We start from the raw sequence: 13,503 nt of genomic DNA, 5'->3' as shown, positions 1-13,503 counted from the left end.
CTTAATTCTAAAAAGTAACTACTGTGAACTTTTTCGCCACGTTATCACGCTATCCCAACAACATTATCGGTATTGCACTTGTTTATTTCCTAACAGGAAAAATATCGCTACTGCTTGCTATTCCGCCCAGTTATGCAGTCGCCATCTGGTTACCTGCAGGAATTGCATTAGCCAGTGTTTTACTATTAGGAACACGATTATGGATGGGAATATTCTTAGGCTCGTTTAGTGTCAATATCGCTAACTTTTTAGATATTAGTAGTGTACAAACACTACTAACCTCATTAATAAGCACAGGATTTATTGCTGGTGGTGCAGCACTACAAGCTTTAGTTGGTGCGTGGTTAATTCAGCGTTTTGTCGGTTTTCCCTGTGCATTAAAACAAGAAAAAGAAATTATTATTTTTCTCCTGCTCGCCTCACCCATTAGCTGCTTAATCAGTGCCAACGTTAGCATAACAACACAATATTATTTTGGTATTTTATCGTTAGACAACGCACTGTTTAATTGGATGACTTGGTGGGTTGGCGATAGCATCGGCGTACTGATTGCCACCCCACTATTATTTAGTTTTTTTGCCAATCCCAAAGCAGTTTGGCAACGACGACGCATTTTTTTAGCACTACCACTGGGCATTACACTACTCATTGTATTAATTGCTTATATTTATATTAGCCATATAGAACAAGATAGAGTAATTAAAACCCATCAAGAACATGCGACATCGCTCGCTAAAACCTTACAAACTGAATTAAATACGCAAATTACTACATTACGTGCTATCAGCGTTTTTTTTGGTGATACACCAACGGCGGGGCGCGACGAATTTCATGCCATTACACAACCACTACTGGCAACAACGCCTTTTATTAAAAACATTATTTGGGGCATATACCTGCCTATAACAGAACGGGCGCGTTATGAAACAGATAACCAACGTTTTCTACCACTTGCCAAAATCAGCGAACAAATAACAACAGATTTTACCGTTGCAACTGAACGGACGCTTTATTTTCCCATTCACGCCATTGAACCGCAAAACGATGTTAATCGCCCATTATTAGGCTTTGATTTAGCCACAACCCTGCCACAACTTTTGCAAAATACACATGATATGCAAGGGGAAATACGTATTTATTATGGCGATTCGCTCCATAAAATCAGCTCATCAATCGACCCCATTATCGTTTTACCCGTCTATCGCAGTGCTACACATAACAATACCATACACAGTTTTATTATCGTTCAATATCAATTAGATAAATTATTAAGTGTTGCACTTAGACAACAAAAAGAAAATCCTTTTTTCATTCAAGTAAATAATATTACACCCTACAAAAAACTATCTGTTTTATATAACAATCAAGACGCAAACCAAGCCATAGATAAGACGACGGACAGTATTTTATTTAAAATCCCAATTTACATAGCTAAACAACAATGGCTACTCCAATTTACCTTACCTATAAAACAGTTACATAATAACCCTTCATTACAATCATGGGGCGTGTTACTGGTTGGCTTATTTTTTAGTAGCCTACTTGGCGCATTTTTACTGGTTGCGACAGGACGCACTTCATTGGTAGAGCAATTAGTAAACGATAGAACCGCCGAACTCGCTCAAGTCAATATGACGTTACTTGCCAATATTAACGAGCGTAAACAAATAGAATCCATTTTACAACAACGGGTTGTAGAACTAGCGGAAGCCCGTAAAAGCATGTTTAATTTACTGTCTGAAGCCATTGCTTCGCGTAAACGTGCAGAATTACTAACAACAGAATTACAAGATACACTCCGTTTTTCAGAAAAAATGCGCGCAGAAGTCAGTTTTGCAAAAGAAACCGCTGAAGCAGCAAACCGCTATAAAAGTATCTTCCTTGCCAACATGAGCCACGAATTACGCACACCGTTAAATGGCATTTTGGGATATACCCAAATTTTGCGTCGTGATAAAAGTTTAAACAAAAATCACCAAGAAAAACTGGCCAGTATTCAACGTAGTGGTGAACATTTATTAACACTAATCAATGATGTATTAGATTTATCTAAAATTGAAGCAGGAAAATTAGAGCTGCATCACACTAATTTTCGTTTTCCACCGTTTTTTAAAGATATCGCCGATTTATTTACCTTACGCAGTAGCCAAAAAGGCTTACAATTCATTACACAACCGTTATCCTCTCTACCTAAAATGGTTTATGGCGATGAAAAACGGCTACGTCAAGTGTTACTAAATTTACTCAGTAACGCCGTAAAATTTACCGCACAAGGACAAGTTAGCTTTCGTTTAATTTATAGCGATAATCGGGCGCGGTTTGAAGTAGAAGATACAGGCATTGGTATTGCGCCAGAGCAACATGAAACTGTATTTCAACCATTTAAACAGGTTGGCGAATTAAGCCATCAAATAGAAGGAACAGGTTTAGGCTTGAGTATCAGCAAAAAATTGGTGGAACTGATGGATGGGGAGCTTTACGTAGAAAGTGTTTTAGGAGAAGGATCAATTTTTTGGTTTGATATTGAATTAATTGAAATTACCGATGCAAGTAGTGAAAAAATCGTAGAGGAAATACCGCAACATCTGGTGCAAATACAAGGGAATAAACAGCGAATTTTAGTCGTAGATGATATTGCAGAAAATCGCCAAGTATTGAGCCATCTACTAAAAGAATTTGGTTTTGATGTGCAAACCGCAGACAATGGCGAAAATGGTTTAAAACAAGCAATCCAATTTTTACCTGAAGTAATTATTACCGATTTACGAATGCCAGTGATGGATGGCATCGCGTTAACCCACAAACTGCGTCAACAAGAAGTGTTTAAAGATACACTAATCATCATGTTATCTGCACATGTATTTGAAACAGATAAACAGGCCAGTTTAGAAGCGGGTTGTAACGAATTTTTGACCAAGCCATTAAATATTGAAAGCCTATTAAAAATGTTACAAACCTATTTCAAAATAGAATGGATTTACACAGAAGAATTACAAACCCCTATTTATCACACCACAACAAATCCTAACTGCCAACAAGCTGAAACATTAATGCGTTTTGTCAAAATGGGAAGTATTCGTAAAATTATCGAATACGCCAAGCAACTACACGCCATAAACCCAGAATTACAATGGTTTACTGACGATGTACAACAACTCGCTAAAGAGTTTGAGATAGATAAACTAACAACGCTGATTAATCCCTATATAGAAAAAAATCATTAGTTCGTTTTAATTCATCTTGTTATTCCTAAAGATTAAGCTTGTGCTAATAAGCGTCCCATTAAAAAACCTTCTACCCGATTTAACATTTGCCGAAGCGTATCAGGGTCTTCAGGGTCAAATCCATATTCACTAAAACGCGCTTCCATGGGTAAGGCTTGTTTTAAATGACGTAATTCCGAACCTAACGCTAATAAACTATCACCATCTTGTGGCAAAGTGCGTAGGGTTTGTAAAAGCTCATCAAAAGGGCTGTCATCCTGAAAACGGGTGCTATTAATGGGGTGTGTATGCAAATGGATTTTTTCTACCCACACATTGCCTAAACCGACATCGGTTGCAACTGCCCGAATATCATTACTCCAGCGTTCAGGATTGCTATGTAATTCAGCATGAGCAGGACATGCGCCGTCAATGACAACCCGCAATGCGAGTGGACGACCATCCGCCGTTTGCAAAGTGTCTAACACCGCTTCTCGCGCTTTATCCACGATTTCATCAGCCGTTGTAACATTACTCACATCTAAAGAACATACTGCCCAACGCAACACGTCAACCGCACAATGGCTTAAGGTTGTTTTATGGTCGGTGACTGTGACTAATGTGCAGCCTTTCGCGCCCGTTTCCCGTACATGTCGCCCTTGTAAATTGCCAGAAAAGACAACAAACGGTTCTTCATGTAATACTTCACGGTTATGCACATGCCCTAATGCCCAATAATCATAGCCATGCGCTAATAAGCCTTGCAGACTACATGGTGCATAATTCGCGTGACCTTCGCGTCCATTAACGGCGGTATGGAGTAACCCAATATTATAATAACCTGCGATTGCTGTAGGATAATCAGCACTTAAATCTTCTGTTACGGCTTTTGTCGCAAAACTTTGTCCATGAATCGCAACCCCTATCTTCTCTAATATCACTGTTTCAGGATGGGTAGTGCTAAATTCTTTCACATTATCAGGCAAGCGTAATTGTTTAGTGATGCTATTTCCCGCATCATGATTACCCAAAACAATAAATACAGGAATATTCGCCTCACGTAAGCGACTCATTTGCTGATTAAAAAATAATCCTGTGTTGTAATCTTTCCAATCTACATCATATAAATCTCCTGCAATCAGCAGAAAATCAACCGCCTCAGTACAAGCCAAATCGACCAGATTGATAAATGCTCGACGGGTCGCACTTTGCATCTGTTCTGCGGGTACACCTTCATACCGTGCTAACCCACATAAGGGACTGTCTAAATGAATATCCGCAGCATGGATAAATTTCATTGTATTTACTCCTATAAAACGATTCTCATGATTAAGACTATCTTAAATTTTAGTTTTAATCAATAACTCCATGTATGTATTTTATTATTTAAATGTCAAGTATGAGTTTGTAAGCATGATAAATGGATGTAGCCCTGAAAAATAATGATTGATTTAACAAAATATATCAAACGATAAAAGAAAAAACAGGGAAGGGTTTATTCCAAAACTTTCCGATAAAAAGAGGATGGAAAATCGCCACGCTTGAAAATGTCAAGTTACAAAATTCAATAAAATAAATATAATATACTGTAAATAAAGATATTTTATCTTTTGATTGACTATAAAAATAATAAACAACGGATATTACTGCGAGTGTTATCCATCTTACAAAACTATCTGCATCAAAATTCTCAGGATTAGTAAGCTTTTCAGAATTTAAAAACGGAAAAATAATCTACTCATGTCTGAAAATTCCGATTTAAACCGTCTATCAATCAAAAAAATGGCTTAATAATGGATGTCTTATGAAATCAATCATATTATCTAGTTTATTCACTTGTTTACCCTGTTTTGCTTGGGCCGATGTTGTTCTTGACGGTTCTTTGGGGAAACAGACGGCATTATCTGCCCCTGATTACCAAATCGAGGCGAGTTTAGGACAGCAGCAGGGAAACAATTTATTTCATAGTTTTAGCGAATTTAGCCTAAAACAAGGCGAAAGTGCGACCTTTACAGGGGTTGATACCCTTGAGCGGGTTATTAGTCGTGTAACAGGAAATCAAGTTTCTGTTTTAGATGGAACGCTACGGAGCACAATTCCCCATGCCGATTTTTATTTTATTAATCCAAATGGGGTTATTGTCGGACAACATGCAGAAATTGACGTGCGGGGCGGGTTTTATCTTTCTACTGCTGACAGCCTTATCTTTCAAGATGGAAAAGAATTTAACGCACACCAAACATCAGCCTTATTAAGTAGCGCGCCGATTCATGCTTTTGGCTTTTTACATGAAAATCCTGCCGCTATCAGCCTAAATAATAGTCATTTAAGTGTTGACGAAGGGCAATCATTCGCCTTAATCGGTGGAGAAATACATATTCAAGGGGAAAATTTTTATTTATCACCAGAGGAAGAAGGATTTATTCCTGCTGTTGATGCTGCCGCCGTTATTAGCGCGAAAAATGGGCGCATTGATTTAGTCGGCTTAAAAAGCGCGGCTACAGTTGAACTCAATGCACAAGGAATTATTACAAAAAATAATAGCTTATTTAATACCGTCCATTTACAAAATACCTATCTGGATGTGAGCGGTGATGGCGGCGGGAGTATTTTTATTCGAGCAGGTGATTTTATTTTACAACGTAGTCATTTACGTAGTTATAGCCAAGACCAAGCGGGTGGATTGATATATATCAAAGCAGAAAATATAGCCTTTCAAGACGGTAGTGAATTATTTACACATACATTTGGACGTGGCGATGCAACCGATATTATTTTAGAAGCGCAAGAAAATATTTGGTTGCATGGAAATAATTCAGCGGGAGAAGAACAACGTGCTAGCTCTATCGCCGCTTATACCTACAGTAAAGACCCCAATGGCGGACAATCTAGTGATGTCACGCTCAAGGCTAACAATATTTTTTTTGAAGAAGGCGGACATTTTATTGGCAGTGTTGAAGGAACAGGGAGTGGTGGATTTGTGACTTTTCACGCAGGTGAAACCATTCTTTTTCAAGGTGAATCACCAACACATTGGCGTGCGGGTATCACGGTTGATAATGTCAGCCGTACCGCTACAAGTGGCAATGCAAATAGTGTATTACTGGAGGCAAAAAATATTTTTATTGAAGCGGGTGCGGGTATAGAAGGCGGAACACGTGGACAGGGTGATTTAGGCGATTACACCATTAAAGCCAGTGATACCTTAGTGTTAAGGGGAGTACAAGCCAGTAATGGCACAGGTAGCCGTATTCTTGCACGGGTATTAGGCGGAAGTTTAGGTGGGGGCGGTGGAGAAATTCTGATTGAAGCGGGAGAACTCCAATTAAATGATGGTGCATTAATATTGGCAACCACAACGGGTAAGGGCAACGGTGGCAACATTACCATCAATGTACAAAATACCTTACAGCTACAGGGAACAAGTGCTAACGGCAGTAGTAGCGGTATTATTGCCAATTCAGAAGGGGCACGAACAATTCTTAATGTGGGTGAAGGGGGGAAAATTACTATAACGGCAGGGACATTACAGATGCAAGATGGTGCGAAAATATCCAGCAATTCACTCGCCTCGACAAATAGCATTGCGAACCATGCAGGCGAAATTCATATTACGGTTGCGGGTGACATGATACTGAGTGGCGTAAATCCTTATGGTGAAACTGACGAAGGCTTAGGAACAGGTATTTACGCACGTTCTAACGCTTCACAGGTGGAAACAGGACAAGCAGGTAATGCGGGTAAAATTAACATTAAAAGTCAGCGTTTAGTTTTAGAAAATGGTGCAATTTTGAGTAGCAGTACAAATAACAGCAGACAAGGCGGTGATATTGATGTGACAGCAACAGAAATCATCATTCGTGGTGATTCGCAACACATCGCGTTATTACCAGCGAATAAGGCACAAAAAAGTTTTGAAGAGGATATGAATAAAAGTGCTGCGAGTATTTCCCAAAGCGGGATTTATGCACGCACAGAAAGCCCCTATAGCAACGGTGGTGATGGTGGCACGATTCGCCTTTATGCCGATTCATTCACCCTCACGGATAATGCCAACATCTCCACAGCAAGCGCAGGTAGCGGACATGCAGGCTCAATTTATCTCTTTACGCAACGCGCAAATCTGCAAACACAGGGTAAAATCAGTACTGAAGCAGTTAATGCAGGGGGCGGGGAGATTACGCTAAAAATTGGGACTCTTTTACATTTACAAGATTGTAAAATAACAACCAGTGTACAAGATGGTGCTGGTAATGGTGGCAACGTTACCGTTGATTCTCCCATTTTTATTGTGTTAGAAAACAGCGACATTATCGCTCAAGCCAGTGGGGGAAATGGTGGAAATATTTATTTAAACACCAAAGAATTTATTGCATCAAATAGTATTGTAGATGCGTCTTCAGATTTAGGGATTGATGGCGACATTATCATCACATCACCCATTGCTGATTTAAACGGCTCACTGATAGTTTTACCGTCTGGTTTTGCGAGTGTCAGCGAAATGATTCAAAACGGCTGCAAAATTGATGACGTAAAAGAATTAAGTCGTTTTCATCACAAAACACAACGCGATGGTGTACCAAAAACCCCAGAACATTGGTTAGAATGATAGAAAAAACGTGCTAATAATTTGAAATTAATGGAGAAAAATAAAAGCGGAGATAAAAAACTGAGAAAGGAAAAACCTGGTCGGGGCGAGAGGATTCGAACCTCCGACCACTTGAACCCCATTCAAGTGCGCTACCAGGCTGCGCTACGCCCCGTTTAAAGAGCAAGCATTATATAGCCATTCTTCTTCCCTGTATAGCCTTTTTATGCTTTTTTTGTCGCGATAAATATCTATTTTAAGCATACCACAGGCGTGTTATATGGTTTTAAACCCTGTTTGATTAACTACCAGAATTTTTGACAGCGGGTATTTTATCCGCAGACTGAATGAGTTGAGTGGGCGGAACACGGGATGGAATTTGTTCCTCATACCAACTTAAAATAGCGAAAAAAACCAGTAATGTAATGACTGGTATCAATAATTTTTCGACTTTCATAGAATATTTCCTCTACACTGCGTTTGTGCCATAACCTACCTGATGAAAGGATGATGCGCGATGATTGCGCTTAGGGCATATCGTGAGCCACATCTGTAGGTCTAGGTTTTTTTTCATACAGAGGAAACAACGGCTTGTTAGTTTCATAGTTTTACTGAGAGCATTAACTATGCCATGTTATATTTTTCCTGCACCACGATTGCTGACGACTCAAACAGTTAGCTGTAAAACCTCAAGTAATATGCGTGGTTTTACACTGATTGAATTGTTAGTAACGGCGATTATTATCGGTATTATTCTTAGCGTGGCGAGTTTGGCTATCAATGACGGGGGATTAGACAGGCAGCTACAAAATGAAGCAGAACGGATTGTTGCATTATTGACCTTAACAAGTCAGGAAGCCATTTTACAGTCAGAAGAACAAGGGCTTTATATAGAAACAGAAGGGTATTATTTTTATCATTTAAACGAAGAAAATCAATGGAAATTACTAGAAAATGATGAATTACGTCGCCCCCGTCAATTTACTGCCAATATACAGGCAGAATTGCAAGTAGAGGGTAAAAAAGTATTATCTGAGGACACAACAACACATACACCACAAATTGTTATTTTTAGCAGTGGTGAATTTACCCCGTTTACGTTACGACTCCGTAGCGCAATCAACACCCGCTTAAGCTATGTTATCAAAAGTAATAATTTGGGTAATCTAACGGTGACACGCGATGATTGGTAAAGCGGCAAACCGTGGTTTTACACTATTAGAAGTTATGGTCGCCCTCGCTATTCTTGCAATTGCTTTAGCCGCGATTATTAAAGCAGCAGGGGAAAATGCTAGCAATGCTGGCTATTTACGCGACCAAACCCTTGCACATTGGGTTGCAATGAATGTTATTGCTGAAATACAACTGACAAATGAATTTCCATCCGTAGGCAAACGCGAAGGCAGTAGCCTAATGGGTGAGCATGAATGGTTTTGGACTGTTGCCATTTCTAACACCATAGATAACGATTTAAGACGTTTAGATGTAAAAGTGCGCCCAGATAAAACGGACACAGAAGCCATTGCCGTATTAACAGGTTTTATCGGCAAAAATGCAGGGGCTAGCCAATCCATCACATCTCAATCAGCGACATTGCATGATGACTGAAACAGACACCTTTTTACCACTAGCAAGTTGTCACTGTTGCGGATTAATTCAACATATTCCCGCACATACTGCCAAAGAAAAACCCGTATGCGCCCGTTGCGCCACCCCTTTGCCACGGCAACAAAACGCGCGGAATCAATGGACGATTATTTTTTCCCTCACAGCCTTAATTTTTTATTTACCCGCACTATTCCTACCACTTTTACGCATTGAACAACTAGGACATCGACATGAAGATAGCTTATTCATGGGGTTAATAACTTTATTAGGACAAGGCTATTGGTTCGTAGGGGGTATCGTTTTATTATTCTCGGTTCTTCTCCCACCGCTCAAATTACTCAGCTTATTAATTCTTTCCAGTACAAATGTGATTCACCATGCACATCATCGTGCATTAACCTATCGTGCTGTTGAACTCTTAGGACGCTGGGGCATGTTAGATGTCATGCTCGTTGCCATCCTAGTAGCATTCGTCAAATTAGGTGGCTTAGTCAGCATCAGCGCAGGGACAGGATTGCTTGCATTTACACTGCTGGTTTTATGCAGTTTATTCGCAAGTTTGAGTTTTAATCCACATGTTTTATGGGATATCCCTAATGAGTAAAATGACAAACGATTTCCCAACCGCAACCTTAAAACCTCACTATCGTTGGACAGGACCATTTTTAATCCCATTAATAGCGGTTTTGATTGTCGGTGGGTTACTTTATCAAACCAATCAGCAACAAGGTGTTCCATTAAACCTCGTATTTCAACAAGGTTATGGCATTAAAGTCGGTGATACACTCCGCTATCGCGGCATAGAAATCGGACAGGTTTATCACGTGCGCTTAAGTGATGATTTACAAAAAGTCCTTGTCGATATTCATCTAGCCCCCACTGCGGAATCCATCGCACGTGAAGGCAGTCGTTTTTGGATTGTACGCCCACAACTGGATATTACAGGCACAAGCGGTTTAGAAACCGTTATCGGGGCAAATTATATCAGTGTATTACCCAGCAACGCGGAGACAAAGCAAACCCACTTTGTCGGGCTAGATATGCCCTTATCCATCACAGAATTAGAAACGGGTGGTTTAGAAATTTTCTTACAAACCAAAGGCAAAGGGATATTAAAACGGGGTGCGCCGATTATGTATCGCCAAGTTGCCATAGGCACAATACTAGCCGTTGATTTAGCACAAGATGGTAGCACCGTTGTTGTACAAGCGTATATCAAACCAGAATACACACACTTAATTCGGGAAAATACCCGTTTTTGGAAAACTAGCGGTATGCGTTTAACGGCTGGTTGGACAGGAGTGGATTTTCAAATGGATTCTGTTTACAGCGTGATTGCTGGCGGTATTAGCCTTGCCGTTCCTAGCAACTATGGCATAGCGGCTAAAATGAATGAACGCTTTACCCTCTTTGATGAACCCGAAACAGAATGGCTACAATGGACAGCATATATAGCCCCTGATAAAACCCTACCCAATCATTTACCGAAACCACTATGGGCGCAGTTGACATGGGAGAATACAGGCATGACACGTTACACATTTTGGCACGAGACACAACAAGAAGGCTGGATACTCCCCATTACACAAGGTTTTTTAGCACCACGTAACCTACTAATTCCTCCTGAAAATAGCCAAGCGGTTCAATTGACAATTAACGATTTAAAGATTGATTTAAGCAAATCTACCGTGATTCCTTACGCGGATGGTTTAGCCATTTTACCCTATACCCATACGTATGAAGCCCTAACACTCCCGACAGAAAATACTCATAAAACACCTGAAGATAGCTTAGTCATTAGCAGCCCTACCACACCACCACACCCGTTAAATGCAGCACGTTACACAGCGCGTGAAACCACATGGATAATTCAAGATAAACAAGCCTTTTCTGCTAGTTGGCACGGCGCGCCCGTTGTTGCGATGAATAATGGCGAACTATTGGGTATTTTAATTGTGGAAGAAAAACAGGCACACGTGGTGTTATTGACAAACAACCCTACGATTGAAAAAGGGATTTAGGGAATTAAAACACGTTCTGAACCACAATTTACACAATTAGCTTAGAGCCTGTCATCAAATAAGAAGGGTTAAAGGTTCAAGCTAAAAGAATCAAGGTAGAAGCCAAATAAACCCCACTTAAGAAATTCCTAGCGCGTTTATCATATCGTGTAGCTATTGCACGATATTGCTTTAATTTACCAAAGAAATGCTCGATTAAATAACGTGCCTTATAAAGAGCTTTATCATAATCAGGTGGATTTAAACGATTTTTCCTGAACGGAATCACAGGTTCTATGCTTTTCTGTTTTAAAACATCTCTAACCCGTTCATCAGCATCATAAGCCTTATCAGCCAATAAAGCGTTTGCCTTTATCTGAGGAATAAGAGCATCAGCCCCTTCAAGGTCGCTTGCCTGTCCCGCAGTCAAAAAAAAAGGGTCGGATTGCCCAGTGCGTCAACAACGGAGTTAATCTTGGTACTTAAACCCCCTGCGCTACGTCCAATGGCTTCATCCGCGCCACCACCACTACTATGTTGATGCGCTCTAACTATAGTAACCGTATTTTAAAAAGAGGATAAGAAATGACCTATTCAATAGATTTCCGTAGAAAAGTATTAAAAGTGAAACAAGAAGAAAATCTCACCCTAGCAGCGGTAGCGAAACGCTTTCAAATAGCCATCGCAAGCGTCGTCAGGTGGAGCAAAGTATTGGAAGCCAAAGGGACACGTAACAGACCAACTAAAATAGACATGGAGGCCCTAAAACAAGATGTGGCGTTATATCCCGATGCTTACCATTATGAACGCGCGGCCCGTTTTGGGATTACGGAAGGCGGGATTCGCCATGCGTTAAAACGTCTAGGGATTAGCCGTAAAAAAAACACTCAAACATCCCAAAGCCAACCCCGAAGCACGGCAAGTCTTTCAAAACAAAATGAACCGTTATAAACAATCCGATAGGCAAATTGTTTTCATCGATGAAAGTGGTTTTGCTCATGATATGCCACGCCGTTTTGGTTATGCACCTATCGGCAAACGTTGCTTTGGCGCGCAAGACTGGAATGCAAAAGGACGTACTAATGTCATCGGGGCTTTGCTCAATTTTTGTTTATTAACGGTCTCTTTAGTTTCTGGCGCGATTAATTCCGATGTCTTTTTCGCTTGGATAACCCAAGACTTACTTCCTAAACTCCCTCAGAATTCTGTCATTGTGATGGATAACGCCACTTTTCATAAACGTAGCGACATTCAGCAGGCTATTTTAGACGCTGGGCATCTCTTGGAATATTTACCGCCTTATTCGCCTGATTTAAATCCTATTGAGCATAAATGGGCTCAGGCTAAGACTCTCCGTAAACAACAACATTGTTCTATTGATGAGCTCTTTTTACTGAATTCCATTTAATCTTTTTATAGTACTGTTGCTATATAGTGCTGTCTATCATGGCATATTCGTTATCAGCATCGGCACTTAGTATCTTGAAAACACGTTCCCAGACACCTTTCTGAGACCAACGACTGAAGCGGGTATGGACAACACGGAAATCACCAAAGCGTTCGGGAAGGTCGCGCCAAGGAATGCCACTGCGATAACGGAATAGAACAGCATCAATAAACAAGCGGTTATCTTTAGCCGTCATCCCGACATGTCCTTTACGCCCAGGGAGTAGCGGTTCTAGTTTTGACCATTGTTCATCGGTTAAGGCATAGCGACGACTCATTGTTTTATCCTTGGCGATATCTGGGTATATACCTATAATATAACACTTTTTACTATTTGATGACACGCTCTAATTATCATAATTAACACATTAAAAATTATGTGAATTGCGTAAATTAGGTTAATTGTGGTTCAAACATCTGTTAATCAGGAATACTTAACTTTCAAGGGAAGATACTTTATCAAATCACCCAATAAAATTTGGTCGCGTTCCGCCTCATCGCGTAAATACAAAGTTTGCACAGTAGTCTTACCGTTGAAAAAATCTATCCACACTGAGCTATCAACCAGCAGCATTACTATCATTCCGCATTACTTCTAAATCACCATCCCAACAGTATTGCCCAAAGGCTTGACTTAATTTATCCGTTTTTCTCCGTA

At 40.2% G+C, this 13,503-nt stretch carries 10 protein-coding genes, 1 tRNA gene and 2 pseudogenes; 8 read left to right on the top strand and 5 right to left on the bottom strand.

The genetic code is table 11. From position 1 onward, the window contains the following. Nucleotides 1-23 precede the first annotated feature (23 nt). Nucleotides 24-3,224, top strand: a complete 3,201-nt coding sequence (locus AL038_RS05360; RefSeq protein ID WP_062150104.1) for an ATP-binding protein — start codon at nucleotides 24-26, stop codon at nucleotides 3,222-3,224. 32 nt (nucleotides 3,225-3,256) lie between these two features. Here the strand turns inward: AL038_RS05360 and AL038_RS05355 are convergent, their stop codons facing one another. Then, nucleotides 3,257-4,501 (bottom strand): metallophosphoesterase family protein, encoded by a 1,245-nt coding sequence (locus AL038_RS05355; RefSeq protein ID WP_062150086.1) that lies wholly within the window; start codon nucleotides 4,499-4,501, stop codon nucleotides 3,257-3,259. Nucleotides 4,502-5,007: 506 nt separating this feature from the next. On the opposite strand from AL038_RS05355, the gene AL038_RS05350 reads away from it, so the two are divergent. Beyond that, entirely contained in the window at nucleotides 5,008-7,812 is a 2,805-nt protein-coding gene (locus AL038_RS05350) for a two-partner secretion domain-containing protein (RefSeq protein ID WP_062150083.1), read from the top strand. Nucleotides 7,813-7,889: 77 nt separating this feature from the next. Here AL038_RS05350 and AL038_RS05345 read toward each other — a convergent pair. Then, a tRNA-Pro gene (locus AL038_RS05345) sits at nucleotides 7,890-7,966 on the bottom strand. A 126-nt stretch (nucleotides 7,967-8,092) separates the two neighbouring features. Continuing rightward, nucleotides 8,093-8,248, bottom strand: coding sequence for a hypothetical protein (locus tag AL038_RS05340; RefSeq protein WP_161575436.1), 156 nt, complete (start codon nucleotides 8,246-8,248; stop codon nucleotides 8,093-8,095). A gap of 169 nt (nucleotides 8,249-8,417) precedes the next feature. Here AL038_RS05340 and gspH point away from each other — a divergent pair, with 169 nt between their 5' ends. The 4 genes from gspH to AL038_RS05320 are packed head-to-tail and all read left to right on the top strand — an operon-like array spanning nucleotide 8,418 to nucleotide 11,420. Then, nucleotides 8,418-8,984 (top strand): type II secretion system minor pseudopilin GspH, encoded by a 567-nt coding sequence (gene gspH / locus AL038_RS05335; RefSeq protein ID WP_062150071.1) that lies wholly within the window; start codon nucleotides 8,418-8,420, stop codon nucleotides 8,982-8,984. Continuing rightward, on the top strand, nucleotides 8,974-9,399 hold the full coding sequence (gene gspI / locus AL038_RS05330) for a type II secretion system minor pseudopilin GspI (protein WP_062150068.1): 426 nt from the start codon (nucleotides 8,974-8,976) through the stop codon (nucleotides 9,397-9,399). The genes gspH and gspI overlap by 11 nt, the downstream gene beginning before the upstream one ends. Then, the gene (locus AL038_RS05325; RefSeq protein WP_161575435.1) at nucleotides 9,389-10,003 is read left to right on the top strand and encodes a paraquat-inducible protein A; all 615 of its coding nucleotides are present in this window, start codon (nucleotides 9,389-9,391) and stop codon (nucleotides 10,001-10,003) included. Before gspI ends, AL038_RS05325 begins: the two co-directional genes overlap by 11 nt. Continuing rightward, nucleotides 9,996-11,420 (top strand): MlaD family protein, encoded by a 1,425-nt coding sequence (locus tag AL038_RS05320; RefSeq protein ID WP_062150065.1) that lies wholly within the window; start codon nucleotides 9,996-9,998, stop codon nucleotides 11,418-11,420. Before AL038_RS05325 ends, AL038_RS05320 begins: the two co-directional genes overlap by 8 nt. A gap of 76 nt (nucleotides 11,421-11,496) precedes the next feature. On the opposite strand, the pseudogene AL038_RS05315 reads toward AL038_RS05320, so the two are convergent. Next, a pseudogene (locus AL038_RS05315) lies at nucleotides 11,497-11,957 on the bottom strand (IS5 family transposase); the annotation flags it as partial. 27 nt (nucleotides 11,958-11,984) lie between these two features. On the opposite strand from AL038_RS05315, the gene AL038_RS18470 reads away from it, so the two are divergent. Further along, nucleotides 11,985-12,350 (top strand): IS630 transposase-related protein, encoded by a 366-nt coding sequence (locus tag AL038_RS18470; protein WP_062150062.1) that lies wholly within the window; start codon nucleotides 11,985-11,987, stop codon nucleotides 12,348-12,350. After that, nucleotides 12,337-12,807: an IS630 family transposase gene (locus AL038_RS18465; protein WP_106405023.1), complete on the top strand. Its 471-nt coding sequence runs from the start codon at nucleotides 12,337-12,339 to the stop codon at nucleotides 12,805-12,807. Before AL038_RS18470 ends, AL038_RS18465 begins: the two co-directional genes overlap by 14 nt. Nucleotides 12,808-12,829: 22 nt before the next feature. On the opposite strand, the pseudogene AL038_RS05300 reads toward AL038_RS18465, so the two are convergent. Next, nucleotides 12,830-13,123 (bottom strand): annotated as a pseudogene (locus tag AL038_RS05300) (IS5 family transposase); the annotation flags it as partial. Between the last annotated feature and the right edge of the window lie 380 nt (nucleotides 13,124-13,503).

Origin of the sequence: Beggiatoa leptomitoformis (assembly GCF_001305575.3) — a bacterium.
GTDB lineage: Bacteria > Pseudomonadota > Gammaproteobacteria > Beggiatoales > Beggiatoaceae > Beggiatoa > Beggiatoa leptomitoformis.
The sequence above is the reverse complement of the archived record's forward strand: the minus strand, read 5'-3'. Positions and strand labels throughout refer to the sequence as shown.

Excerpts from the sequence above, each read along its gene's own strand:
- AL038_RS05355 (WP_062150086.1), bottom strand. The coding sequence starts at position 4,501 with ATGAAATTTATCCATGCTGCGGATATTCATTTAGACAGTCCCTTATGT.
- AL038_RS05350 (WP_062150083.1), top strand. The coding sequence starts at position 5,008 with ATGAAATCAATCATATTATCTAGTTTATTCACTTGTTTACCCTGTTTT.
- AL038_RS05340 (WP_161575436.1), bottom strand. The coding sequence starts at position 8,248 with ATGAAAGTCGAAAAATTATTGATACCAGTCATTACATTACTGGTTTTT.
- gspH (WP_062150071.1), top strand. The coding sequence starts at position 8,418 with ATGCCATGTTATATTTTTCCTGCACCACGATTGCTGACGACTCAAACA.
- gspI (WP_062150068.1), top strand. The coding sequence starts at position 8,974 with ATGATTGGTAAAGCGGCAAACCGTGGTTTTACACTATTAGAAGTTATG.
- AL038_RS05325 (WP_161575435.1), top strand. The coding sequence starts at position 9,389 with ATGATGACTGAAACAGACACCTTTTTACCACTAGCAAGTTGTCACTGT.
- AL038_RS05320 (WP_062150065.1), top strand. The coding sequence starts at position 9,996 with ATGAGTAAAATGACAAACGATTTCCCAACCGCAACCTTAAAACCTCAC.
- AL038_RS18470 (WP_062150062.1), top strand. The coding sequence starts at position 11,985 with ATGACCTATTCAATAGATTTCCGTAGAAAAGTATTAAAAGTGAAACAA.
- AL038_RS18465 (WP_106405023.1), top strand. The coding sequence starts at position 12,337 with ATGAACCGTTATAAACAATCCGATAGGCAAATTGTTTTCATCGATGAA.